22 protein-coding genes are annotated in these 25,350 nt (G+C 71.4%); 18 read left to right on the plus strand and 4 right to left on the minus strand.

The genetic code is table 11. The features are described 5' to 3' along the window. Window positions 1–10 precede the first annotated feature (10 nt). From FY549_RS05950 to FY549_RS05960, 3 genes are all read right to left on the minus strand, one after another. A complete protein-coding gene (locus FY549_RS05950; RefSeq protein ID WP_149084227.1) occupies window positions 11–2,578 on the minus strand; it encodes a DEAD/DEAH box helicase in 2,568 nt (855 codons plus the stop codon). A gap of 124 nt (window positions 2,579–2,702) precedes the next feature. Beyond that, the gene (locus tag FY549_RS05955) at window positions 2,703–3,362 is read right to left on the minus strand and encodes a DNA alkylation repair protein (RefSeq protein ID WP_149084228.1); all 660 of its coding nucleotides are present in this window, start codon (window positions 3,360–3,362) and stop codon (window positions 2,703–2,705) included. A gap of 102 nt (window positions 3,363–3,464) precedes the next feature. Continuing rightward, on the minus strand, window positions 3,465–4,502 hold the full coding sequence (locus FY549_RS05960; protein WP_149084229.1) for an FUSC family protein: 1,038 nt from the start codon (window positions 4,500–4,502) through the stop codon (window positions 3,465–3,467). A gap of 100 nt (window positions 4,503–4,602) precedes the next feature. Between FY549_RS05960 and FY549_RS05965 the strand changes: the two genes are divergently transcribed. The 17 genes from FY549_RS05965 to FY549_RS06040 all read left to right on the plus strand — a co-directional run bounded on the left by FY549_RS05965 (window position 4,603) and on the right by FY549_RS06040 (window position 23,753). Next, the gene (locus tag FY549_RS05965; RefSeq protein WP_149084230.1) at window positions 4,603–5,058 is read left to right on the plus strand and encodes an SRPBCC family protein; all 456 of its coding nucleotides are present in this window, start codon (window positions 4,603–4,605) and stop codon (window positions 5,056–5,058) included. A 138-nt stretch (window positions 5,059–5,196) separates the two neighbouring features. Then, window positions 5,197–5,775, plus strand: a complete 579-nt coding sequence (locus FY549_RS05970) for a TetR/AcrR family transcriptional regulator (protein WP_149084231.1) — start codon at window positions 5,197–5,199, stop codon at window positions 5,773–5,775. A gap of 186 nt (window positions 5,776–5,961) precedes the next feature. Then, window positions 5,962–7,278, plus strand: coding sequence for a cytosine permease (locus FY549_RS05975; RefSeq protein ID WP_149084232.1), 1,317 nt, complete (start codon window positions 5,962–5,964; stop codon window positions 7,276–7,278). After that, entirely contained in the window at window positions 7,275–8,408 is a 1,134-nt protein-coding gene (locus FY549_RS05980) for a DUF917 domain-containing protein (protein ID WP_149084233.1), read from the plus strand. Before FY549_RS05975 ends, FY549_RS05980 begins: the two co-directional genes overlap by 4 nt. Next, the gene (locus FY549_RS05985) at window positions 8,408–9,955 is read left to right on the plus strand and encodes a hydantoinase/oxoprolinase family protein (RefSeq protein WP_149084234.1); all 1,548 of its coding nucleotides are present in this window, start codon (window positions 8,408–8,410) and stop codon (window positions 9,953–9,955) included. The genes FY549_RS05980 and FY549_RS05985 overlap by 1 nt, the downstream gene beginning before the upstream one ends. Window positions 9,956–10,006: 51 nt before the next feature. After that, window positions 10,007–11,113, plus strand: coding sequence for a DUF998 domain-containing protein (locus tag FY549_RS05990; protein WP_259614093.1), 1,107 nt, complete (start codon window positions 10,007–10,009; stop codon window positions 11,111–11,113). A gap of 131 nt (window positions 11,114–11,244) precedes the next feature. Beyond that, on the plus strand, window positions 11,245–11,463 hold the full coding sequence (locus tag FY549_RS16475; protein WP_159463880.1) for a hypothetical protein: 219 nt from the start codon (window positions 11,245–11,247) through the stop codon (window positions 11,461–11,463). Between the two features lie 68 nt (window positions 11,464–11,531). Further along, the gene (locus FY549_RS16845; protein ID WP_187614936.1) at window positions 11,532–14,399 is read left to right on the plus strand and encodes a helix-turn-helix transcriptional regulator; all 2,868 of its coding nucleotides are present in this window, start codon (window positions 11,532–11,534) and stop codon (window positions 14,397–14,399) included. A 75-nt stretch (window positions 14,400–14,474) separates the two neighbouring features. After that, entirely contained in the window at window positions 14,475–14,678 is a 204-nt protein-coding gene (locus FY549_RS06000; RefSeq protein WP_025104028.1) for a cold-shock protein, read from the plus strand. A gap of 187 nt (window positions 14,679–14,865) precedes the next feature. Further along, window positions 14,866–15,891 (plus strand): iron-siderophore ABC transporter substrate-binding protein, encoded by a 1,026-nt coding sequence (locus tag FY549_RS06005; protein ID WP_149084236.1) that lies wholly within the window; start codon window positions 14,866–14,868, stop codon window positions 15,889–15,891. A gap of 32 nt (window positions 15,892–15,923) precedes the next feature. Beyond that, window positions 15,924–16,967: a FecCD family ABC transporter permease gene (locus tag FY549_RS06010; RefSeq protein WP_149084237.1), complete on the plus strand. Its 1,044-nt coding sequence runs from the start codon at window positions 15,924–15,926 to the stop codon at window positions 16,965–16,967. Next, complete coding sequence (locus tag FY549_RS06015) at window positions 16,964–18,037, plus strand: FecCD family ABC transporter permease (RefSeq protein WP_149084238.1); 1,074 nt, start codon at window positions 16,964–16,966, stop codon at window positions 18,035–18,037. Before FY549_RS06010 ends, FY549_RS06015 begins: the two co-directional genes overlap by 4 nt. After that, a complete protein-coding gene (locus tag FY549_RS06020) occupies window positions 18,034–18,834 on the plus strand; it encodes an ABC transporter ATP-binding protein (protein ID WP_149084239.1) in 801 nt (266 codons plus the stop codon). Before FY549_RS06015 ends, FY549_RS06020 begins: the two co-directional genes overlap by 4 nt. After that, window positions 18,824–19,777 (plus strand): siderophore-interacting protein, encoded by a 954-nt coding sequence (locus FY549_RS06025; protein WP_149084240.1) that lies wholly within the window; start codon window positions 18,824–18,826, stop codon window positions 19,775–19,777. The genes FY549_RS06020 and FY549_RS06025 overlap by 11 nt, the downstream gene beginning before the upstream one ends. Window position 19,778: 1 nt before the next feature. Then, window positions 19,779–20,618, plus strand: a complete 840-nt coding sequence (locus FY549_RS06030) for an ABC transporter ATP-binding protein (protein ID WP_149084241.1) — start codon at window positions 19,779–19,781, stop codon at window positions 20,616–20,618. 25 nt (window positions 20,619–20,643) lie between these two features. Beyond that, complete coding sequence (locus FY549_RS06035; RefSeq protein ID WP_149084242.1) at window positions 20,644–21,675, plus strand: iron-siderophore ABC transporter substrate-binding protein; 1,032 nt, start codon at window positions 20,644–20,646, stop codon at window positions 21,673–21,675. After that, window positions 21,672–23,753: an iron ABC transporter permease gene (locus FY549_RS06040; protein WP_149084243.1), complete on the plus strand. Its 2,082-nt coding sequence runs from the start codon at window positions 21,672–21,674 to the stop codon at window positions 23,751–23,753. Before FY549_RS06035 ends, FY549_RS06040 begins: the two co-directional genes overlap by 4 nt. Before the next feature lie 70 nt (window positions 23,754–23,823). On the opposite strand, the gene FY549_RS06045 is transcribed toward FY549_RS06040, so the two are convergent. Beyond that, the gene (locus FY549_RS06045; protein WP_149084244.1) at window positions 23,824–24,666 is read right to left on the minus strand and encodes an alpha/beta fold hydrolase; all 843 of its coding nucleotides are present in this window, start codon (window positions 24,664–24,666) and stop codon (window positions 23,824–23,826) included. Window positions 24,667–24,762: 96 nt separating this feature from the next. Here FY549_RS06045 and FY549_RS06050 point away from each other — a divergent pair, with 96 nt between their 5' ends. Next, window positions 24,763–25,329: a TetR/AcrR family transcriptional regulator gene (locus FY549_RS06050; RefSeq protein ID WP_149084245.1), complete on the plus strand. Its 567-nt coding sequence runs from the start codon at window positions 24,763–24,765 to the stop codon at window positions 25,327–25,329. Window positions 25,330–25,350: the final 21 nt, after the last annotated feature.

A 25,350-nucleotide genomic window follows, 5' to 3' on the forward strand; every position in this document is an offset into this window, starting at 1 on the left:
GGGCCCGTGGTCACAGCCGGTCGACCGCCGTCACCGTGACGACGGCTTCCCCCGCTTCGTCGGACGCGGCGAGGTCGACGGTGGCGCTGATACCCCAGTCGTGATCGCCCGCGGGGTCGTCGATGATCTGCCGCGCCGACCACTCGGCCGGGCCCTCGGTGAGCAGGAGCATACGGGAGCTGCGGGCGTCCGGTCCGATGCCGATGTCGTCGTGCTCGGCGAAGTACGCGTCCAGTGCGTCCGACCAGGCGTCGGCGCCGAACGTCGGGTCGAGTTCGGCCAGGGCGTCCACGTCCTCCCTGGCGGCGAGCTGCACACGCCGGAAGAGCTCGTTGCGCACGAGCGTGCGGAAGGCGCGGGTGTTGCTCGTCAGGCGCTTCGGCGCGGGCGGGACGATCGGCTCGTCCTCTTCTCCCCGCGCGCCCGGGCCGGCGGTCAGCTCGCTCCATTCGTCGAGCAGGCTGGAGTCGATCTGGCGCACGAGCTCGCCGAGCCACGCGATGAGGTCGTGGAGGTCTTCATCCTTCCGCTCCTCGGGGATCGTCTGGGAGGCGGCCCGATACGCATCCGACAGATACCGCAGCACGACGCCCTCGGAGCGGGCGATCCGGTAGAACGCGACGTACTCGCCGAACGACATGGCCCGCTCGTACATGTCCCGGACCACGGACTTCGGATGCAGCTCGAAGTCCCGGATCCACGGCTGCGCGGCGCTGAACGTCTCGAAGGCGGCGCCGAGGAGCTCCTCCAGCGGCTTCGGGTACGTGATCCCTTCGAGGAGCTCCATGCGCTCGTCGTACTCGATGCCCTCCCGCTTCATGGCGGCGACCGCCTCGCCCCGTGCGAGGAACTCCTGCTGGCTGAGCACGGCGCGAGGATCGTCGAGCGTCGCCTCCACGATCGAGATCATGTCCAGCGCATACGACCCGGTCCCGACTCCCTGGGCCTCCGCCCCCGCGTGGGTCCCTGCGCCTGTCGCGGGGTCCAGCAGGTCGAACGCCGCGAGGGCGAACGGCGACAGCGGCTGGTTGAGCGCAAAGTTCGGCTGCAGGTCGACCGTGAGGCGGACCCCCTTCGGCGCTCCGGGCAGGCCCGTGTCGAACGTCTCCACGACGCCCGACTCGCGGAGCGTCCGGAAGATCGCGAGGGCGCGGAGGGCGAGCGCGCGCTGGCGGGCCCTCGGCTCGTGGTTGTCGAAGACGAGCCGCCGGACGTTCCCGAACACATCGCCACCCCGGGCGATGACGTTGAGCAGCATCGCGCTGGTGATCTGCATGTGCGAGGTCAGCGTCTCCGGCGTCGCGTCGATGAGCTTCCGGAACGAGGGCTCGCCCCACGACACGAAGCCGTCCGGGGCCTTCTTGCGGATGATCTTCCGCTTCTTCTTCGGGTCGTCGCCGGCCTTGCGGATCGCAGCGAGGTTCTCGGTCTCGTGTTCCGGGGCCTGGGCGACGACCGTGCCCGCGGTGTCGTAACCCGCCCGACCGGCGCGTCCCGCGATCTGGTGGAACTCGCGGGCGTTGAGCTGGCGCATCCGCGTCCCGTCGAACTTCGTCAGCGCCGTGAGAAGGACGGTCCGGATGGGGACGTTGATGCCGACGCCGAGCGTGTCGGTTCCGCAGATCACTCGGAGGAGGCCGCGCTGGGCGAGCTGCTCCACCAATCGGCGGTACTTGGGCAGCATGCCGGCGTGGTGCACGCCGATGCCCGCCCGGAGGAAGCGGGAGAGCGTCTTGCCGAACGCCGTCGTGAAGCGGAAGCCGCCGATGAGGGCGGCGATCTCGTCACGCTGCTCCCGCGTCGCGACCTTCGTGCTCGACAGTGCCTGGGCCCGTTCCATGGCGGCCGCCTGCGAGAAGTGCACGATGTAGATCGGCGCCTGTCCCGTGTTCAGGAGGTCGTCGATGGTCTCGTGGAGGGGCGTCGTCTCATAGAAGAAATGCAGCGGCACCGGGCGCTCGACCCCGGTGACCGACGCGGTCTCCCGCCCGGTGCGCCGCGTCAGGTCGGCGGCGAGGGTGGTGACGTCGCCGAGGGTGGCCGACATCAGCACGAACTGGGCCTGCGGGAGCTCGAGGAGCGGCACCTGCCAGGCCCAGCCGCGGTCCGGGTCACCGTAGTAGTGGAACTCGTCCATGACGACGAGACCGACGTCGGCGCCCTCACCCTGGCGCAGGGCGAGGTTCGCGAGGATCTCGGCGGTACAGCAGATGATCGGGGCGTCGGCGTTCACGGACGAGTCGCCCGTCACCATGCCCACGTTCTCGGCGCCGAACACCTCCGCCAGAGCGAAGAACTTCTCGCTGACGAGAGCCTTGATCGGCGCCGTGTAGTAACTCCGGTGTCCGCCGACCATCGCCGCGAAGTGGGCGCCGACCGCGACGAGCGACTTCCCGGTGCCCGTCGGCGTGGACAGGATCACGTTCGCGCCGGAGACGATCTCGATGAGCGCCTCGTCCTGCGCGGGGTACAGGCGGATGCCGGTCGACTCCGCCCATTCCACGAAGGTCAGGTACACCGCGTCCGCGTCTGCCGCGTCGGGAACGAGAGAGGGTTCGAGCCGCGGCGTGGGTTTCATGGTGCTTCGATCATCCCATTGCGTCGGTCGGCCGAGGGGCCAGGCGCTCGCGCAGGATCAGGCCGAGGACCGCCGTGGCGCCTGTCGATGCGCGGGTGCCTGGTGCGGCGTGGACGAGCGCGCGTCAGCCCTCACGGCGGCGGACCATCTCGCCGATCCAGAGGGGCGCGAACGGGGACGTACAGCCCGGGGCCGTGGGGTAGTCGGCGAGGACCTGGAGCCGCTCGCCGATCTCCACCGCCCTGGCGCGCAGCTCGGGGTGGTCAATGCCGATGTTCGCGAGGGTCTCGTTCATCGCCCACTGCAGCCGCGGAGGGGCATCCGCGAGGTCGCGTTCGATGAGGTCGAGCAGGTGCGTCAGATCGAGGCCGCCCGGGTCCTTCGTCACGCGGACCGTGGTGAGGGACCAGGCCGCTGCGGCGACGGTGGGGTCGGCGTCGTCGAACCAGCGCAGCCGCAGCTCCTCCGCGAGGGGCGACTTCTTGAGCACGTAGTTCACGAACCAGTCGTTCACCTTGGGGGGCCGGGTGTCGCGCAGCATCGCGTCGAGCTCGTCCGCCGCGTAGTCCCGGGGGCGGCACACGAGCAGGGCCAGGAGTCGGGCGGACGTCTCCCCGGTCGCCCACAGCTCCCGCGCGAGGGGCTGGTCGGTCTTGCTGCGCTTCGCGACGGCGCGCAGCCGGCTCAGGTTGATGCCGTGGTCGTCCCCGCGCTTCTCGTTCGCCGCGCGCTGCTTCGGATCCTCGAGCGCCGCGAGTTCCGCCAGCGCCTCCTCCACTGTCATCCCGCCAGGGTAACCCTCGCCGACCCACCCCTTTCGGTGCGCCCCGGCCCGTTGCGGACGCCCGTACGGGGCCGGGAGGCGTGAAAGGGGTGGGACGGGTCGTCAGTCCTCGTCGAGGAGCTCGCCGCGGATCCGGCGGAGGTCCTCCATGAGGGAGCCGATGAGGATCCAGTGCTGCGAGGACGGCGGTCGAATCACGAGCGGAGCGGTCAGGGCGGGGATCGCGGAGGTCAGCGCCTCGGGCTCCGGGGCGGGCGCCGTGGTCTGCACGGCGAGGCGCACGTCGTGCCCTGCTCGACGGAGCTGCTCGGCGATGGCGGCGACGGCCGGCTCCTCGCCCAGGCGGTCGTCGTAATGGTCGAAGTAGGCCCGTGTCATGCCGATGGTCTGCGTGACGATGGGGGACAGCCGGTCGAGCAGCGCCTTGAGCTCCTGCAGATCCGCGCGATGGGTGGAGCGCCGGGGGTTCAAGGTCAGCGATTCCTCCCCGGCGGCGATCGCGGCGTCGGCGGCGTCCTTCATCGGACGAAGCAGCCGTACCTCGACCATGAGCTCCTGCAGCCGCGCCGGCGTCTGCGGGGCGGGCAGCGCGTCCGCGAGGCGGTCGAGACTCGCCGCGAGCTCCCTCCCGAGCAGCCCCACATTCCGCCGCGCCGGCTCCACGAGCACCGGCGGCACGATCAGCGCGTTCACGACGATGCCGATCACGACGCCGATGAGCGTCTCCACGATGCGGGCGACCGCGTACTCCGGACTCGACGACCCGAGCGCCAGGACGAGCATCGCCGAGATCGCCACCTGGTTGCCCGTGCCGGGGGAGGCCCGGAAGATCCACGCCACGAGCATCGCGACGACGATGGCCAGCAGCACGATCCAACTCGGCGAACCGAGGAGCAGCCCGAGGCCGACCGCGATGACGACGCCGACGATGACGCCGATGCTGCGCTCCAGCGCCTTCGACAGCGACTGGTTGACGCTCGGCTGCACGACCAGCAGGGCGGCGATCGCGGCGAAGACCGGCAACTGTCCGGGGAAGACCCAGCTCGCGATCAGCCACGCGGCGATCGTGGCCGCGGCCGACTTGACCACCTGCAGCAGCGGAGACCGCTGGGAGGCGCGGATCGCGGCGGGGATGCGCATGACCTCCACGGTAGTCGCGCAGATGTCAACCCCATCGCCCATCTCGCGGGCGCCGGGCTGAATGGAGGGACACGAACGACGAACAAGTGAGGAGCATCCCATGGTGCAGATCATCGAGACCATCGACGTCGACGTTCCCGTCCGCACGGCGTACAACCAGTGGACGCAGTTCGAGAGCTTCCCGAAGTTCCTCGACGAGGTCGTCTCCATCACGCAGATCGACGACACCCGCACGCACTGGAAGGTGAACGTGGGTGGCGCGGAGCGTGAGTTCGACGCCGAGATCACCGAGCAGCACCCGGATGAGCGCGTGGCGTGGAACAGCGTCGGCGGCGAGACCGAGCATGCCGGCGTCGTCACGTTCCACAAGCTCGACGAGTCCACCACCCGGGTCACGGTCCAGCTCGACTGGGAGCCGGAGGGCCTGCTGGAGAAGGTGGGTTCGCTGGTCGGAGCCGGATCGCACGCGGTGAAGAAGGACCTCAAGAACTTCAAGGAGTTCATCGAGAGCAGGGGCGTCGAGACCGGCGCCTGGCGCGGCGACGTGGACGCCTGACACAGCACGCAGGAGAAGGCCCGATGGCATCACGCCATCGGGCCTTCTCCGTGTCTGCGTCCGCGAGCCGCCGACGGCTCTTGCGCCGGCCGGATGCTCGCGGCTACGCTCTGCCTAACTAATAGTCGTTAGGCAGCCATGACCAAAGACACGATCCTCGCGCAGGCCCGGGCGATCTTCGCGCGTCGGGGCTACGCCGAGACGAGCCTGCGTGAGATCGCCGAGGCGGTGGGGATCAAGACCCCGTCGTTGTACGCGCACTTCCCGAGCAAAGAGGCCTTGTATGCGGAGGTCTACGCCTCCGTCTCGGTCGATCACACGGCGTACTTCGACGACCTCGCCCGCCGGAGCGCGGCGCTGGAGCCGCTCGCCCGACTGCGTCACCTCCTCGACGGCATCGAGGCGTACTATCGCGACCGCCCCGACCTCGCGGAGTTCAGCCTTCGCGCGGCCGTCACCGAGTACGGTCCGGCAGGCGGGCGCCTCCGACAGATCTTCCTCGACTCGGAGTCGACCCTCGCCGCCGCGGTCCGCCAGACCTACGAAGACGGTGTCACCGCCGGAGTCTTCGTCCCCGGCGATGTCGATGGGTTCACGGCACTGGTCTTCGTGATGATGGACGGCCTCTTCCTCCAGCTCACCCACTACACGCCCGAGGTCTACCGCGAACGGTTCGACCAGGCCTGGCGGCATCTCTCCGCCGTCCTCTCCCGATGACCGCCCGCCGCCTCCCCGCGGCGGGCGCCCTCACCCTTCCGCCGTCAGGAGCCACGAACCCCGAACCGGCGTGATGGGGCCGCACCGACAGGCCCCGCCCCCCGACCCGCCCTGCGAGCCCTCCGCACCCCCGGGAACCCGAATCCCCGTGGACCGGCTCGCAGGGCCACATCCAAGGAAGACAAGATGACCACCACCGACTACGAGCACGGGGTCGTGCCCCTGGACCAGCGCAAGAGCTGGCTGTCGATCGCGACGGTCTGGATCGCGATCGGCATCGACCTCTCCGGCGCATTCCTCGGGGTGTCGCTCGCCTCGGGGATGGCGTTCTGGCCGGCGATCGCGGCCACCATGCTCGGCTCCCTCCTCCTCGGCCTCCTCGCCATGGCCTGTGCGTATGTGGGCGCGGCGACCGGCCTGTCCACCGCGATGATCTCGCGCGCCGTCTTCGGCAGGATCGGCGGTGCCGTCCTCGCCCTCGCGATCGCGGTGAGCCTCGTGGGCTGGTACGCCGTGCAGGCCGGGTTCTTCGGCACGAACGCGCAGATCGCCTTCGCGGAGTTCACCGGCCTCGACGTACCGGTACAGGTGTTCACCGCGATCGGCGGGGTGCTGATGGCGATCACGGCGTTCTGGGGCTACCGGTCGATCAACCGCCTCAGCACCCTCGCCGTGCCGCTGCTGCTGCTCCTGCTCATCGTCGGGATCGTCGTCGCCTTCACGGTCAATGGAACCGCAGGCCTGGAGACGCCGGTCGAGTCGACGTTCACCTTCGGTGGTGCGGTGTCCCTGGTGATGGGCATCTTCATCCTCGGCGTGGTGCTCGCTCCCGATATGGCGCGATGGGCGAAGACGCCGAAGCAGGCGATGATCGCCGGGTTCGTCGGCTTCTTCTTCGGAAACTCGATCATCCTCGTCGTCGCGATCCTGCTGGCGCGCATCATGGACGGCACCGAGCTGATGGCGATCTTCTTCGCGCTCGGTCTCGGCGGCGTCGCGGTCATCGTGCTGATCCTCGCGCAGTGGACGACGAACACCACGAACCTGTACTCCTCCGGTCTCGCGTTCGCCTCGATCAGCGAGCGCCTGAACCGTCGGACCGTGACGATCGTCCTCGGGGTCATCGGAATCGTGGTCGGCGTGATCGGTGCGGCGGACTACTTCGTGCAGTTCATCCTCGTGATCGGCACCATCATCGCCCCGTACGGGGGTGTCTACCTGGCGTCGTACTTCAGCGGCCGTCGCACGGCGCGCTGGCAGCACGACGCGGACGTCCCCCTCGTTGACGGCTGGGCCATCGGGGCCTGGGCAGTCGGGATCCTGGTGGCCGTCGCCACGACGAATCCGGCGGACGGCCCCGGCTTCGGCTGGTTCACCCTGACCACGATCTCGGCTCTCGACGGGCTTCTCGCGGGCTTCGTCGCCTCCCTCGTGCTGCTCCCGTTGCGCCGACTTGGGCGCCCGGCGCGCGGCGCAGCCGTGGGCGACGAGGTGAAGGCATGACCGCCGCCATCACCGAGGCCGATGTCGACGAGATCGCGCTCGGCGCCGCAGTGCTCGGCACCGGTGGCGGAGGCGACCCGCATGTCGGGTCGCTCATCGCCAAGCGGCTCATCCGACTGCATGGGCCCGTACCGCTGATCGCGGTCGCCGACCTGACGGACGACGACTTCGTGCTCCCGATCGGCGGCATCGGCGCCCCGTCGGTGAGCGTCGAGCGGATCCAGGCGGAGTCGGAGTTGCTCGCCGCGGTGCGCGCGATCGAGCGCGCGGTGGGGCGCACGGCCACCGCCGTGATGCCGATCGAGGTCGGCGGAGGGAACTCGATGATCCCGATCGCCGCGGCCGCACTCGCCGGTCTGCCCGTGGTCGACGGCGACGCCATGGGGCGCGCCTTCCCGGAGGCGCAGATGGTCACCTTCCACCTGGCGGGCTACGGACCGGGCACGACGGTGCTCGTGGACCACCACGGCAACGAAGTGGTGAGCCGCCCCGTGGACGGTGGCTGGTCGGAGCGCATCGCCAGGGCCGTCACGGTCGAGATGGGGGGAGGGGCCACCATGATCGACTACGCGTACGGCGGCGACGTCGTCCGGGAGTGCGCCATCCCCGGCACCCTGGGTCTCGCCCAGCGCATCGGCCGCATCCTGCGCGGCCGGGACGCGGCGGGACGAGAACTCCGCGATGACGAGCGGATCGCCGCGCTGTGCGGCGACCTCGGCGCCGTGCGCCTGTTCGACGGGAAGGTCGCCGACCTGCAGCGGGCGGTCGACGGCGGATTCACGCGCGGGGCGGCCGAGCTGGCCGGAGTCGGCGCCGACCGGGGGAGCGCGTTCCGGCTGGACTTCCAGAACGAGATGCTGCTCGGACGGCGCGACGGTGTGCTCGCCGCCGTGACGCCGGACCTCATCGCGGTGCTCGACCTCGCCACCGGCATGCCTATCACGACCGAGTCGCTCCGCTACGGCGCCCGTGTCGCCGTCATCGCGATCCCCTGCCACGACAAATGGCGCACGCCGGTCGGACTGGAGACGGCGGGCCCTGCACACTTCGGCTACGACGTGGAGTGGGTCCCCGTGGAGGTCATCGCGCAGGGCTCCGGTCCGCGCACGACGGACGAGGAGGCCGCGTGATGGGTGGGTATCGGATCGGCATCGACGTGGGCGGCACGAACACGGACGCCGTGATCCTCGACGAGCGGCTCGAGGTCGTGGCCTCCGTGAAGCGCCCGACCACCGCCGACACCGGGGACGGGGTCGCCGCGGCGATCGATGCCGTGCTCGCGGCCTCCGGCGTCGACCCGGCACGGATCGGGCACGCGATGCTCGGCACGACGCACTGTACGAACGCCATCGTGGAGCGTCGAGGGCTGGGGCGCGTCGGAGTCCTGCGGCTCGGCGCGCCTGCCACCACCGCCGTCCCGCCGCTCGAGGGGTGGCCGGACGACCTGCGTGCCGCGATCGGCGGGCACACCTTCCTGCTCGACGGCGGGTTCGAGGTCGACGGCAGGGTGCTCTCGCCGATCGACGAGGAGGCCGTGCGCACGGCCTGCGCCCGCATGCGCGGAGAGGTCGATGCCGTCGCGGTCGTCGGCGTGTTCTCCCCGGTGGACGAGAGCCAGGAGGAGCGCGTCGCCGAGATCGTCGCCGACGAGCTGGGCGTTCCCGTCTCGCGGTCCGCGCGGATCGGCTCGCTCGGACTGCTCGAGCGGGAGAACGCGACGGTGCTGAACGCGGCGTTGATGAGCACCCTGCGGCAGATGGCCAGCGGCTTCGTTGCGGCCCTGCGCCAGCGCGGCATCCCCGCCACGCCGTACTTCGGGCAGAACGACGGCACGCTGATGCAGCTCGAGTACGCGCTGGAGTTCCCGGTGCTCACGATCGGCTGCGGACCCACGAACTCCATCCGCGGCGCCGCGCACCTCTCGGGCGCGACGGACGCCCTCGTCGTCGACATCGGCGGCACCACCACCGACATCGGCGTGCTCGTCGACGGGTTCCCGCGACAGTCCGCGCACGCGGTGGAGATCGGCGGCATCCGCACCAACTTCCGCATGCCGGACGTCCTGTCCGTCGGGCTCGGCGGCGGGACCATCGTCCGCGAGACCGCGTCGGGGACGACGGTCGGCCCGGACAGCGTCGGCTACCGCCTCCCCCAGGAGGCGCTGGCGTTCGGCGGGCGTACCCTCACCGCGACCGACGTGGCCCTCGCGGTCGGCGGCGCGCAGATCCCCGGTCTCACCGCCCCGACCGTGGACGGCCCGGTCGGCGCGGCGGCCTGGGCAGCGATGCGCGGGATCCTCGAGGATTCCATCGACCGGATGAAGCCCAACGCGGCGCCTGTGCCGGTGATCCTGGTCGGCGGAGGCGGCGTCATCGCTCCCGACCGGCTCGACGGTGTCGCCGCGCTGATCCGACCGGATCACTTCGGTGCCGCCAACGCCGTCGGGGCGGCTCTCGGCGAGGTCGCCGGTCAGATCGAGAAGATCTACCGTGTGGAGGCGTCCGAGCGACGCGCCGCCCGTGAGGACGCGGCTGCCGAGGCCACGGAGCGCGCGCGGCTCGCGGGAGCCGACCCGGCGACCATCGAGGTGGTCGCCGTGGAGGAACTTCCCGTGGCGTACTCCGACGGTACGGCGGTGTTGATCCGGGCGAGAGCCGTGGGACGCCTGGCCGCCTGACACGCGGCGTCCGCTCTTCCCGGCGTCCGAGGGGCGTGCTTGCATGGGCGCATGGAGCAGGCGGAGAGGCTGCGCGGCGAGACGGAGGCCGTCTGGGCGACCGTGGCCTGCTTCCTCGTCGGGGCGGTCGCCGGCTTCCTGTCTCTGGCCGGGACGACGCGGCGGCTCACGGGCGAGGGCGCGCTCGCGCCGACCCTGGCGGTCATCGCCGGCCTGGTCTCCTCGGCCGCGTTCGTCGCGAGCTCGCTCCGGCACCGACGGGGAGAGACGGCGCCGATGCCGCGGTGGCAGACGGCGGTGTCGCACTTCTCGTCGGGTGCTCTCACCCTCGCGTTCGGCGCCGTCGCGATGATGGGAGTCCTGCTCGCGGCCGAGGTCCTCGCGGCGGGGCTCGAGGGCATCGAACTCGATGCCCTCGGCGGTGCCGCCCTCTCGGGGGTCGCGGCGGCCGTCGGTGGCAGACTCGCCTTCGGCGCCGGCACCGGACTGCGCACGGCCGACCTCGCGGCGCTCCTGTTCGCCTTCCTCATCATCGGAACCCTCTTCGCCATGGTCACCGCGGCCGATCCGCGCTGGTGGGAGCAGAACTTCTCGCAGCTCGGGGTCGGGTGGGCGTTCAACGGCACCCTCGTCGTCGCCGGGCTCCTGGTGGCGACCGTCGGCGCCTACATCGGGCGCGATCTGCACCGGATGCTCGGGGACGGAGCACTCGGGCGCATCGCCCTGGTGGTCGGGCTCTGGGGGGCCGCCGGTGTCGCGCTCGCCGCGGTGGGGCTCCTGCCGCTGCACCGGGTGCCGGTCCCGCACGACATCGCGGCGTTCGCGACGCTCGTGCTGTTCCTGGCGGCCTCGGTGTGGACGACCGTCGTGGTGCCCGACACCCCGCGCGCGCTGCTGCTCACGTCGGTGGGGGTCGGCGTGCTCGTCGTCGTCGCCGTCGTCCTGTGGATCCCGTTCGAGCTGTACACGGCCACCGTGCTCGAGGCGGTGGTCGTGGGTCTCGGGCTGTTGTGGATGGCGACGCTGGTCCGGGTGCTGGCGATCCTCGCGCCGGATGACTCCCGCCCATCCGCCCGCGCCTCCCTCCTCCCCCGTCGCTCGTCCGTGCCGGGACAGGCGAACGCGGGGGAACAGGCAGCCGGGGACGGCCTGGCCTGATGCGGCGCGATCGCCTGCGCGGGGTAGGGAGGCGGAGGAGGAGAAGGCGCGGAAGATAGGGCATCCGTCCGATGTCGGGGGGCCACCTCAGAGCGGAGTGTAGGGATACGCCGAACCGATGAGGAGAGATCATGTTCGAGCACCCCTACTTCACCCAGCAGGTCACCGCCTTCGAGCAGGAGCGGATCGAGCGCGCGGTCGCCCGGCGCCGGATGATCCTCGAGCACGCGGATCAGATCGTGCCCCGGCCGGAGGGGCCGCTCCGTCGCTGGCTGCACCGCGGACGACGAGCGTCCGAGGGGCAGCGTGCGCCCCGCGGAGGAGCGTGCGATCCGGCCGTCGCCCGATGACCGGCGGCGTCGTGCTGCCCTTCCCGCTCAGCTCCCCGGATGTCCGGGGGGAGTGGGACGATGGGTCCATGCCCCCAGCCCCCGGTGCCGCGATGGTCGGTCGTGACGCTGAGCTCGCCGAGATGCGCCGCCTGTTCGACGGCGTCCGGGCGGGCGCGCCCGCCGCGCTCCTCGTGGAGGGCGAGGCGGGCATCGGCAAGTCGCGGCTGGTGCGGGAGTTCGGCACCGAGATCGCGAAGGCGGCGGACGTCCACGTCGGTTGGTGCCTCGACCTCGGCACCTCGCGCGCCCCGTTCGGGCCCCTCGCCGGCATCCTCCGCTCGATCGTGGAGCGGCTGGGGGTGGAGCGCGTGCGCGAGGCGGTCGGCGTGGGTGCCGAGGCGCTCGGCATGCTGCTGCCCGAGCTCGTCGAGACTCCCGCCGCCCGCGACCGCACAAGTCCCGAGCGCCTGCGCGACGCGATCGCCTCGCTCATCGAGGCAGCCACGGAGCTGGCGCCGCAGGTCATCCTCGTCGAGGACCTGCACTGGGCCGACGACTCCACGCTCGCGATCCTGTCCTTCCTGCTCCGCACGCTGGACCACGGACGGCTCCTGCTGCTCATCACGTGCCGCACCGACGACGTGCGCCGGGGCGACGCGGTGAGCCGGTTCATCGGCGAGGCCACCCGGGCGCGGCTGCTCGAACGGATGACCGTGCCGCGCCTCGACGACCACGCGGTCGGCGAGCTCGTCGCGCAGCTCACGGGACGCATGCCGACCGCGACCGCGTTGGAGCGGCTGCAGGTCCGCGCGGAGGGGGTGCCCTTCTTCGTCGAGGAGATCGCCGGGTGCGCGCAGGGTCCGTTGCCGGAGAGCCTGCGCGACCTCCTGCTCGCCCGCTTCGACCGTCTCGGCGACGATGCGAGGCGCGTGGTGCAGATCCTGTCCGGCGCCGAACGGCCGCTCACGGATCCGCTGCTCCTGCGCCTCGCCGAGCTTCCCGAGGACCGGGTCGACGACGCCGTGCGCGAGGCGGTGCGGAGCGGCATCATCGTCGTCGGCGACGACGACTACCGGTTCCGGCACGCCCTGCTGCGCGAGGCGGTGCACGACGACCTGCTGCCGGGGGAGCGCGCGCGGCTGCACCGCGCGTACGCCGAGGCGCTGGAGGAGGGCGGCGGCGACGACGCGGCGGCGCTGGCGTACCACTGGCAGCTCGCGCAGGACGACCGCCGGGCCATCACGTCCGCCGCCGACGCCATGCGGCACGCGAAAGCCCAGTACGCCTTCGCCAGCGCGGCACGGTTCGGCGAGCTCGTTCTCGAACTCTGGCCGCTCGTGCCGGACGCGGCGGAGGCGACGGGGTTCGCCCGCCTGGAGCTCCTGCATGTGCTCGGGTCGGTCCTGCGCAATGCCGGTGATGGCGAGCGCGCGCTCGCCGTCGCGAACCTCGCGCTGAGCGAGGCCGACCCGGCGACGGTCGATCCACGGTTGCATGCCCGGCTGCTGCGCAACAAGGCGCTGTACCTCGTCAACCTGGGGCGTCTCGGGGCCATCCCGCTGCTGCAGGAGGCGCTCGTGCTCGCGGAGCGTGTCGACGACGACGTGTTCCGCGCAGAGCTGCTCAATCAGCTCGCGAGCCGCCGCATGATCGCGGGCGACCGGGAGGAGGCCATCCGACTCGCCGACGAGGCGGAGCGTCGGGCGGCGGGGGCCGCGACGACGGATCAGCTCTCGATCGCAGCGAACGTCCGCGGCGCCTCGCTGGCCCACCTCGGCCGGGTCGCGGAGGGCGTGCGCGAGTACGAACGCGCGCGCGACCTGGCCGCCGGATCGACGGCCGAGATGCGCTACCGCGTCAACTACTCCGACCTGCTGACGCTGCTGGGCCGCTACGGCGAGGCGGTCGCCGTCGCCGAAGAGGGTTTGCGTCGGGCACGAGAGCTCCGCGTCGAGCGCACCTCGGGCTCGATCATGGCGCAGAACATGATTGTGCCTCTGCTCGAACTCGGGGAGATCGAGCAGGTCGAGGACATGCTGGCCCGTGACTTCCTGCAGGGCACGCTGCGGGTGTTCCGGATGTACGTGAGCATGACGCGGGTGCGTGTCCTGGCCTGGCGCGGCCGGGCGGCGGAGGCCGCGGAGACCCTGCAGGAGTGGCTGCCAGCGTTCGAGGAGACGGGGGTCTCGGAGCGGCAGATCTGGTACGACCGCATCACGATGACGGTGGCCGTCGCCGAGAGCCAGGGCGACCTTCGCCGGGCGCTCGACGTGATCCTGGACATGCTGCAGGACCCCGGCCCCGCTCTCCTGCATCAGAGACGGCTGCTCCTGGAGGCGGGGGCCTTCGTGTCCGAACTGCGGGCGGAAGGATCGCCCGTCGATACCGCGGTCGTGGCGATCCGGGCGGCCTGGGCCGTCCAGCCCCACGAGCTGCAGCACGACGCGTGGTCGGCGGTGCTCGACGCGCTCCTCGACCCGAGCGCCGCGGCGGTCGACGAGGCGCTGCTCCGTGCCGACGGGGGCGACGTGCCGGTGACCTTCCGGGTCGTGCTCCGTCTCGAGCGGGCCCGCCTCCACGTGGCGAGCGGAGAGCGCGCCGAGGCGGCGGACGTCCTGGCCACGGCCACCGCGATCGCGGACGGCCTCGGTCACGTCCCGCTGCAGCGGGCGCTCGCACGGTTCGGCGATGCGGCAGGGCTGCGACCGTCCGCTCCCCGGGAACGCGCGGAGACGGAGCAGCTGACGGCCAGGGAGCAACAGGTGCTCGCCCTCATCGCCGAGGGGCTGAGCAACCGGCAGATCGGGGAGCGCCTGTTCATCAGCGTGAAGACGGTCAGCGTGCACGTGTCGGCGGTGCTGCGGAAACTCGGTGTGAGCACGCGGACGGAGGCCGCGCTCGCCCATCGCGCGGCTGATGACGGGGCGTCCCGTCAGGCCGCCGTGATAGCGTGACCGAGCACGCGTGTCGGATCACCCGACGTGGTGCAGGTCGCGCGAGCGGCCGGTTCAACAGAAAGTAGAAAACACATGGCCACGGGCACTGTGAAATGGTTCAACGCGGAGAAGGGTTTCGGTTTCATCGCTCCTGATGACGGCACCGAAGACCTCTTCGCCCACTACTCGGCGATCGCCGGCTCCGGTTTCAAGGAGCTCCGCGAGAACCAGAAGGTCGAATTCGACGCTGAGCGTGGCCCCAAGGGCATGCAGGCGGCGAACATCCGCGCTCTCTGAGCGTGCGCTGACTTCCTGAAGCCGGCCGGATCCGTACGGATCCGGCCGGCTTTTCGCATGCCGGGACCGCAGTGCTGCGAAACGGGAGTGAGGTTGCCCTTACCTCCGTGTTAGATTAGGCCAGGCTTACCAAAGGCCAGACGCCTTCGCGTCGACACACCCCCGTCCCATCCCGAAGGGAACGCCTGTGCGCACCTCTCGACTCCTCGCCCTCGGCGCGGCCGCCGCGCTCGCCGTGACGCTGTCCGCCTGTTCGTCCTCCGCGCCGGAGTCGACCGCGACTGCCGGAGGCAACCCGGCCTCCGACGACGCGTTCCCCGTCACCATCGAGCACGCCTACGGCGAGACGACCATCGACGAGAAGCCCGAGCGTGTGGCCACGGTCGCCTGGGCGAACCACGAGGTGCCCCTCGCCCTCGGCATCGTGCCGGTCGGCATGAGCAAGGCGACGTGGGGAGACGACGACGGCAACGGCATCCTGCCCTGGGTCGAGGAGAAGCTCGACGAGCTCGGCGGCGAGACCCCGGTGCTCTTCGACGAGACCGACGGCATCGACTACGAGGCTGTGGCCGACACCGAGCCCGATGTCATCCTCGCCGCCTACTCCGGCCTCACGCAGGAGGAGTACGACACGCTCTCCAAGATCGCCCCGGTCGTCGCCTACCCCGGCGTCGCGTGGGGAACGTCCGTGGACGACATGGTGGAGATGAACGCGAAGGCCCTGGGGCTCGAGGACGAGGGCGAGGCCCTGATCGAGGACCTGCACACCGATGCCGACGCCGCTCTGGAGAAGAACAGCGCCCTGAAGGACAAGAAGGTGCTCTTCGCGTACTTCGACCTGAGCGACCTGAGCCAGATCGGGTACTACACCGCGGCCGACACGCGCCCCGGCTACCTGCACGGCCTGGGCCTGCCGCTCCCCGCGATCGTGGAGGAGAACAAGGACAGCGATCAGTTCTACCTCGAGGTGAGCGCCGAGGAGGCGCAGAAGTTCGACGACGTCGACGTGCTCGTCACCTATGGCGACGACTCCACCCTCGCCACGCTGCAGGCCGACCCGCTGCTGTCGAAGATCCCCGCCATCGCGGAGGGCCGCGTCGCGATCCTGCCCGATGCCACGCCCATCGCCGCATCCGCGAACCCGTCGGCGCTGTCGATCCCGTGGGGTCTCGACGACTACCTGGCCATCCTCGCCGCCCCGCTCGCGAAGTAACCCCCGCATCCGCCCCCCAGCGGAGAGTCGTCGTGATCTCAGCACCCGCCCTCGTTCCGGACGCCGCCACCCTGCGGCGCCCGGCGCTGGTGCGCACCCTCTGGCTGCTCGCCGGCCTCGGGGTGGTCCTGGTGCTCGTCGTGCTCTCGGTCTCGTTCGGGGTGCGGGCCGTCACGATCGACGACATCGTCGCGGCGCTCTCCGGCCAGTCGGACACGATCGAGCAGGCCGCGGTCGTCAAGCGCATCCCTCGCACGGTGCTCGCGCTCCTCGTGGGGGCGGCGCTGGCGCTGGCCGGAGCCACCATGCAGGCCGTCACCAGGAACCCCGTCGGCGACCCCGGCATCCTGGGCGTCTCGAACGGCGCCTCCTTCGCGGTCGTGCTCGGAATCGCGTTCTTCGGCCTGAGTAACCCCTACGGGCAGATGGCCTTCGCGATCGCCGGGGCCGCGGCGGCCGCCGTGTTCGTCTACACGGTCGGATCGCTCGGCCGTGGCGGGGCCACGCCGCTCAAGCTGGCCCTCGCGGGGGCGGCGACCTCCGCCGCGTTCGCCTCGCTCATCAGCGCCGTCATGCTGCCGCGGGTCGACCTGCTGCAGACGTTCCAGTCGTGGCAGATCGGCGGCGTCGGCGGGGCGGAGTGGCCGCGCATCGCGCTCACGGCTCCCGTCCTCGCGGCCGGTGCCCTCATCTGCTTCGTGTGCGCGCGGGGTATGAACTCCCTCGCGCTCGGCGACGACATGGCCACGGGGCTCGGTGAGCACGTGCTCCGGACCCGGATGCTGTCCGCGCTCGGCGCCGTGATCCTGACCGGCGCGGCGACGGCGATCGCCGGGCCGATCGGATTCGTCGGGCTGATCGTCCCCCACATGTGCCGGCTGCTCGTGGGAACCGACCACCGGTGGCTGCTGCCGTTCTCGGCCCTGGCCGGCGCCGCGCTGCTCACCGCCAGCGACATCGTCGGGCGCGTGATCTCGCCGTCGTCGGAGGAGATCCAGGTGGGCATCATCACCGCGATCATCGGGGCGCCGTTCTTCATCTGGATCGTCCGCCGACAGAAGGTGCGGGAGCTGTGAGCACGACAGAGCACACCCTCGTCCGCGTCGACGAGTCCGCCGCCGCCCGCACCGCGCGCGTCATCGCCGGGCGTCGGGCACGCCATCGCCGTCATGCGGTGGTCACCGTCGCCCTCGCGGCCGTCGTCCTCGTGCTGTTCGTCGTCGCGCTCATGGTCGGCAACACGTTCTACCCCCTGGACGAGGTGATCCGCGTGGTGTGGGGGGAGACCGTGCCCGGCGCCTCGTTCACGGTCGGCGACCTGCGCCTGCCCCGCGCGGTCCTCGCGGTCCTCAGCGGTCTCGCCTTCGGCATGGCGGGGGTCACCTTCCAGACCATGCTGCGCAATCCCCTCGCCTCGCCCGACATCATCGGTATCTCGAACGGCGCCGGAGCCGCTGCGGTCTTCGGGATCGTCGTCCTCTCGCTCAACGGCCCCGCGGTCTCGCTGCTCGCGCTCGTCGGCGCCCTCGTGACGGCACTGGCGATCTACCTCCTCGCCATCAAGGGCGGATTCGCCGGCACCCGCCTGATCCTCATCGGGATCGGCGTCGCCGCGATGCTGCAGAGCGTCATCTCCTATCTGCTCTCCCGAGCCGCGAACTGGGACATCCAGACCGCGATGCAGTGGCTCACCGGCAGCCTCAACAACGCGTCGTGGGAGCGCGTGCTGCCGATGGCGATCGCCGCCGCGATCCTCGTGCCGCTCCTGCTGTCGCAGGGCCGGGCGCTGGGGACGCTGCAGCTCGGTGACGACTCCGCCGCGGGCCTCGGCGTGCGGGTCACGGCCACGCGTCTGATCTTCATCCTCGGGGCCGTGGCGCTCCTCGCCTTCGCGACCGCCGCCACCGGACCGATCGCGTTCGTCGCCTTCATGGCCGGCCCCATCGCCGCGCGACTCACCGGCCCCGGAGCCACGCTGCTGCTGCCCAGCGGCCTCGTCGGCGCCGTCCTCGTGCTCGGCGGCGACCTCATCGCTCAGTTCGCCCTCGGTGCGCGCTACCCGGTCGGCGTCGTCACCGGCGTCGTCGGCGCGCCGTACCTCATCTACCTGCTCATCCGCACGAACCGCACCGGAGGCTCCCTGTGACCGCCGCCCACCGCCTGTCCGCCGAGGGGGTCACCCTCTCCTACGGCGACCGCACCGTGGTCGAGGGCCTCGACCTGCAGCTCGCCCCCGGGAAGATCACGACCATCGTCGGGGCGAACGGCTGCGGCAAGTCCACGCTGCTGCGCTCCCTCGCCCGCCTGCTGTCCCCGGTGGACGGCGAGGTCGTCCTCGACGGGAAGTCCATCCACGCCCGTCCGACGAAGGAGGTCGCGCGCGTCCTCGGTCTGCTGCCGCAGTCACCCGTGGCTCCCGAGGGCATCGCCGTCGCCGACCTCGTCGGCCGCGGCCGTCACCCCCACCAGCGCGCGCTGTCGCGATGGAGCGCGCACGACTACGAGGTCGTCGCCGACGCGCTGGACGCCACCGGCATCAGCGACCTCGCCGACCGCAGCGTCGACGAACTCTCCGGCGGGCAGCGGCAGCGCGTCTGGATCGCCATGGCCCTCGCCCAGGAGACCGACATCCTGCTGCTGGACGAACCCACGACCTTCCTCGACGTCGCCCACCAGGTCGAGGTGCTCGACCTGCTCACCGACCTGAGCGTCGCCCGCGGCACCACGATCGTCATGGTGCTGCACGACCTCAACCTCGCCGCGCGCTACGCGGACGAACTCGTCGCCATGAAGGACGGCCGCGTGCACGCGATCGGCGCCCCCCAGGACGTCGTCACCGCCGAGCTCGTGCAGGAGGTCTTCGGCCTCCCCAACCAGATCACCATCGACCCGGTCTCCGGCAAGCCGATGGTCACCCCCATCGGAAGGCATCATGTCCGCTGAGTCCACCACGACCGAGCGCCCCACCTACATCCTCACCCGCGCGGAGGTGCGGGCCGTCGACCGCGTCTCCCCGTCGTTCGTGCGCGTGACCCTCGGCGGCGAGGAGCTGGGCGAGCTGGGGACGCCCGGCGCCGTGTACGACAGCCGCGTCAAGCTCGTCTTCCCGCCGGCGTCCGGCGTGCTCGCGGAGATCGACCGCTCGACGCACGACTGGTGGGGCTCGTACCTCGCCGTCCCGGAGGAGGAGCGCGGTTCGATGCGCACCTACTCCGTCCGGGATTTGCGAGTCGCCGACGACGGCAGCACCGAGGTCGACATCGACTTCGTGCTGCATCTGGAGCCCGGCCTCACCGGTCCGGCATCGCGCTGGGCGAGCACCGCGGCGGCGGGACAAGAGCTGTGGCTGGTCGGTCCGCGGCGGGGCGTCGTCGCACACGGCGGGGCGGAGTACGCGCCGGGGGCGGCCACCTCGGTGATCCTCGTCGGGGATGAGACGGCGGCCCCGGCCATCGCCCGCATCCTGGAGGACGCCCCGCGCGACCTCCGCGGCACGGCGTTCATCGAGGTGCCGTCGCCCGCCGACGTGCTCGCCATCGACGTGCCGGCCGGGGTGGACGTGCACTGGCTGCCGCGCGATGCCGGAGAGCCGCACGGGCTCCGCCTCATCCCGGCGGTGCTCGAGCACCTGGGCGACGACGACGCCGGGGACGAGATCCGCGTCACCGACATCGAGGGCGAAGACCTGCTCTGGGAGACGCCCGAGTACTCGAGCCTGGGGGAGGAGATCGCGTCCGACGACGCCGCCGGCCGCTACTTCTGGATCGCGGGCGAAAGCGGCGTCGTGACCACGCTCCGGCGGCACCTCGTGAAGGACCTCGGGATCGACCGCGCGCAGGTCGCGTTCATGGGCTACTGGCGCCGCGGCGTCGCGATGCGAGGCTGAGATGACCGACACCGACGGACGCCACGCACTGGAGGGCGAGTCCCTCGCCCTCGGCTACGGACGCACCCGCGTCGTGCACGATGTCTCGCTGCGCCTCGCCCCGGGCCGGGTCACCGCACTGATCGGCCCGAACGGCAGCGGCAAGTCCACCGTCCTCCGTGCCCTCGCGCGGCTGCACCGCATCGACGGGGGAACCGTGCGCGTCGGCGGGGACGAACCGCGAGACGTCGCCGCTCTCTCCGCCAAGGAGTTCGCGAAGATCGTCGCCATGCTGTCGCAGTCCCGACCGCATCCGTCCGGGATCGAGGTCGCCGACGTGGTCGCGTACGGACGGCACCCGCACCGCGGACGCTTCTCCGGCGTGAGTGACGCCGACCGTGCCGCCGTGTCGCGCGCCCTCGCCCTCACCGGACTCTCCGCCATGGCAGGACGCCCCGTCGACCAGCTCTCCGGCGGGGAGCTGCAGCGCGTGTGGCTGGCGACGGCCCTCGCGCAGGACACCGAGGTGCTGCTGCTGGACGAGCCGACGAATCACCTCGACCTGCGTTATCAGGTCGAGACCCTCGACCTCGTCCGCGAGCTCGCGGACGACCACTCCACCGCGCTCGGGGTCGTCCTGCACGACCTCGACCACGCCGCCTCGGTCGCCGACGACGTCGTGCTGATGCACCGCGGGCGCGTGCACGCGGCCGGGACGCCGGAGACGGTGCTCACCGGCGAGAACCTGTCGCACGTGTACGGCCTGCGCATCGACACCGCCCTCGACGCGGAGACCGGCCTGGTCCGGGTCCGTCCCCACGGCCGCCACCACGGCCGTCACCGCGCTCGCTCCGCATCCTGACCCCCTCACCCCGAAGGAACCACCGATGAAGAAGACCCCCCTCGCTGTGCTCGCCCTCGGCGGCGCCCTCACCCTCGCGCTCGCCGGCTGCGGCACCACGCAGACGCCGTCCGCTGAGGGGTCCGGCGCCCCGACCTCGACGAGCGCGGGCTGCACGGACGACACCACGAGCACCTCGACCGGGGCGGTCTCCGTCACCGACGACCTCGGTCGCACGGTCGAGCTCGACAAGCCGGCCGAGCGCATCGCGGTACTCGAGTGGCAGCAGATCGAGGATGCGCTCTCGCTGTGCGTGACACCGGTCGCGGTGGCCGACGCCGAGGGGTACAGCACCTGGGTCACGGCCGAGGAGCTGCCGGAGGACGTCGTCGACGTGGGGACCCGCCAGGAGCCGAACCTGGAGACGTTGTTCGGCACGGATCCCGACCTCGTGATCGTCGAGGTCAGTGCCGCGGACGATCCCATCGTCGCGCAGCTCGAGGCCTACGACGTGCCGGTGCTCGCGACGGTCGGCGCCGACGCGAAGGATCCCATCGCCAAGATGCTGAACACGTTCGACCTCATCGCCCAGGTCACGGGTCGGGAGGAGCGGGCCGAGGTCGTCGCGGAGGAGTTCCAGGAGCACCTGGACGCCGCGAAGGCCGAGCTCGCGGACCTCGACCTCGCCACCACCGACTTCGTGTTCTTCGACGGCTGGGTCGACGGCGGCAACGTGGCACTGCGTCCGTTCGGGCAGGGCTCGCTCGTCGGCGAGGTGGGCGAGGAGCTCGGGCTGACGAACGCCTGGACCGGCGAGGTCGACCCCGTGTACGGTCTCGGCCAGACCGACGTCGAGGGCATGACCACGGTGGGCGACGCCAACCTCTTCTACACCGGTACCGAGGACCCGGAGTCCGAGAGCTTCGTCGACGCCCTCGCGGACAACCCCGCCTGGACCTCGCTCCCCGCGGTGGCGGACGACCGCCTGACCGCGTTCCCGGCCGGTATCTGGACCTTCGGCGGCCCGCGCTCGACCGAGCAGATCGTCGACGGCTACGTCGAGGTGCTCTCGAAGTGACGGAGACCCTTCGCCTCGACGACACGACGGCGGCGCCGCAGTCCGGCGCCCCGACGTCCGTCGTACCCGTCGAGGCGGAGGGTCGCGGACCGCGTGCGGCCTGGACGGGGCTGGGCGTGCTCATCGCCCTCGCCGCGGTCCTGCTCGCGGTCGCCGGCTGGCATCTCACCCAGGGGACGAGCGGCGCCGTGTTCGCCGACGCCGACGTCCTCTGGGGCTCGCGCGTCCCGCGGCTCGCCGCGGGGGTCGCGGTGGGGGTCGCGCTCGGGGTCGCCGGAATCCTGCTGCAGTCCCTCGCCCGCAACGCCCTCGCCTCGCCGGACACGCTGGGCGTCACCGCCGGGGCCTACCTCGCCGTCACGGCGCTCGCCGCGTTCGGGATCGCCGTGCCGGTCTGGGCTTCGGGTGCGGTGGCGTTCGCGGGAGGCATCGTCGCGGCGGGCATCGTGCTCGGGATCGCCGGCGGGGCGGGGTCGTCCACGACACGCCTCATCCTCGCCGGCACCGCGCTGGCGCTCGCGTTCCAGGCCGCGACCTCGACCCTGCTCATCCTGTTCGACGAGGAGACCAAGGGGCTGCTCGCGTGGGGGAGCGGAAGCCTGTCTCAGCTCGGGTTGACCGCGTTCCTTCAGGCGGCGCCGGTCGTGCTCGTCGTCACCGGACTGGCCCTGCTGCTCGGACGGCGCCTGGACATCCTGGCGCTCGGCGACGACACCGCGTCGTCGCTGGGGGTGCCGATCCGCTCGACACGCGCGATCGGCATCGTGCTCGCCGTGGTGCTCACGGCGGTCGCGGTGACGCTCGCGGGGCCGATGGGCTTCGTCGGTCTGTGCGCGCCCGTTCTCGCGCGGCTGCTGGCGCGCGTGGTGCCGGGCCTCAACCGGCACCTGCTGCTGGTCCCCGCGTCCGGGCTGCTGGGCGCGATCGTCGTGATCCTCGCCGACGCCCTGCTGCGCGCCCTCATCGGCGCCGAGGCCGCGATCCTCATCCCGACGGGCGTCGCCACCACGCTGCTCGGTGCCATCGTGCTGGTGCTGATGGCCCGACGCCTGCGCGACGCCGGACCGACGCGCGAGCCGCCTCGCGTGCGCTTCGGGGTGCGCAGCCGCCTGCGCTTCCGCATCACGATCGCCGTGGTCGCGGCCGGGGTCGTCTCGGTCCTGCTCCTCGGGCTGCTCGCCGGGCACACCTGGCTGCTCACCGGCGACATCGCGCTGTGGCTGCAGGGGGAGGCCCCCGCGCCCATCGCCTTCGCTCTCGACGAGCGGGCGCCGCGGATCGTGGCTGCCGTGGTCGCGGGCTCGGCGCTCGCCCTCTCCGGCAGCATCATCCAGGGCGTGAGCCGCAACCCGCTGGCCGATCCGAGCATCCTCGGCGTCACGGGCGGCGGTGGTCTCGGCGCCGTGCTGGTGATCACGAGTGTCACGTCGTCGGTCGGCGGGATGATCGTGGGGGCCGTCGCCGGCTCGCTGCTGGCGTTCGCGCTCGTCTACCTGCTGTCGTGGCGCGGAGGGCTGAACGCGGACCGGTTCCTGCTGATCGGCATCGGGGTCTCGTACTTCACGGTCTCGCTCACGACCTTCTTCCTGCTGCGGTCGAACCCGTGGGACACCCCCAGGATCTACACCTGGCTGTCCGGCACGACCTATGGGCGGGTGTGGGAGCAAATCGTCCCGCTCGCGATCGTCCTCGCGATCGCGGTGCCGTTCGTGGTTCTGAGCCGCCGGGAGCTCGACGTGATGTCGCTCGACGAGGACACGCCGCGGCTGGTCGGCATCCGCTTGGAGCCCGCTCGGCTGACGCTGCTGCTGGTCGCGGCCGTCCTCGCGGCGCTGAGCGTGACCGCGATCGGGGTCATCGGTTTCGTGGGGCTGGTGGCGCCGCACGCCGCGCGGGCGCTCGTGGGGGCGCGGCACTCGCGGGTGATCCCGACGGCGGTGCTCCTCGGGGGGCTGCTCGTCGGTGTCGCGGACACGATCGGCCGGACGGTCATCGCCCCCGCGCAGCTTCCGGCGGGCCTCGTGGTCGCGCTGATCGGCGCCCCGTACTTCGTCTGGCTGCTCTGGCGCTCCCGCTGACCTGCCTCGAATCGCGCAAATGGCCCCATTCCCCGGGGGAAATGGGGCCATTCCGGCGATTCGAACGGGGTTACCGGGCCAGGAACTGTGTCAGCGCGGCGTTGACCTCGTCGGCGTGAGTCCAGAGGAGGCCGTGCGGGGCCCCCTCGACCTCGACGTACTCGGCCTCGGGCACGGCCTGGTGGAAGCGGCGCGCGGTCGCGTCGATCGGCAGGATGTTGTCCTTGGTGCCGTGCAGGATCAGGGTGGGCTTGGCGGCGGCGGCCACGGCCTTCACGTCGTCGCGGAAGTCCTCGATCCAGCTGGGGACCACGGCGTAGGCGGCGACCGGAGCGCTGGTGACCGAGAGGTTCCAGTTGGCGTCGACGACCTGCTGGCTGATGCGCGTGCCGAGGTTCTCGTCGAGGTTGTAGAAGTCCTGGTAGAACTGGGTGAACCAGGAGTACCGGTCGTCCTTGGCGGCGGCCTCGATCCCGTCGAAGACCTCCTGCGGCACGCCCTCGGGATTGTCGTCACGCTGCACGAGGAACGGCTCCAGCGACGCGAGGAAGGCGAGCTTCGCGACCCGCTCGTGGCCGTAGCGACCGACGTAGCGGGCCAGCTCGCCGGTGCCCATCGAGAAGCCGACGAGCACGACGTCGCGGAGGTCGAGGGTCTCGAGCACCGTGTTGAGGTCGGCCGCGAAGGTGTCGTAGTCGTAGCCGGAGCCGACCTTGGAGGACTGGCCGAATCCGCGCCGGTCGTACGTGATGACGCGGTAGCCCTGGGCGAGGAGTTCGCGCGTCTGGCGCTCCCAGCTGTGGCCGTTGAGCGGGTAGCCGTGGATGAGGACGACGGGCTGGCCGCTGCCCTGGTCTTCGTAGTACAGCTCGATCGGGCTGGTGTTCTCGGTGCCGACAGTGATGTAACCCATGATCCTGTTCCTTTCGATGCCGGTGAGAACGATCGTTCTCGCCTGATGTCATCAATCTAGAGAACGTTCGTTCTCACGTCAAGTAAACTCTTCGGTATGACCGAAGACGAGGCGCGCGAACGCATCCTCTCCGCCGCGGAGGACCTGTACTACCGCAAGGGCTACGCGGCGGTCGGCATGGACGAGCTGCGCTCCGCCGCCGGGGTGTCGCTGCGGCGCCTGTACTCGCTGTTCCCCGCGAAGACCGACATCGTCGCGGCGGTGCTCCTGCGGAAGCACGCCGAGTGGGAGCAGGGGCTCACAGCCGCCGTGGCGCGGAGCGGCGACGACCCGCGCTCCCGCCTCCTCGCCGTCTACGGCTACCTGGAGGACTGGTTCTGCAGCGACGGCTTCCGGGGCTGCGCGTTCATCAACGCGTTCGGCGAGCTCGGGGGCACGAGCCCGGAGGTCGCGGACATCGTCCGCACGCACAAGGCCTCGTTCCAGGCGTACATGGCGGGGCTCGTCGCCGCGACCGGTGCCCCGGTGGGTCTGGCGGCTCAGCTCTCGCTCCTGGCGGAAGGGGCGCAGAGCACCGCCGCGATCGGCGCTGACCCGGACGCCGCCGTGCATGCGCGCCGTGCCGCGGAAGTGCTGATCGACGCCGCCCTCGCCCCCGCCTGAGGCCTGTGGTCACACTCGCTA

This window comes from Microbacterium sp. 1S1 (assembly GCF_008271365.1).
Lineage (GTDB): Bacteria > Actinomycetota > Actinomycetes > Actinomycetales > Microbacteriaceae > Microbacterium.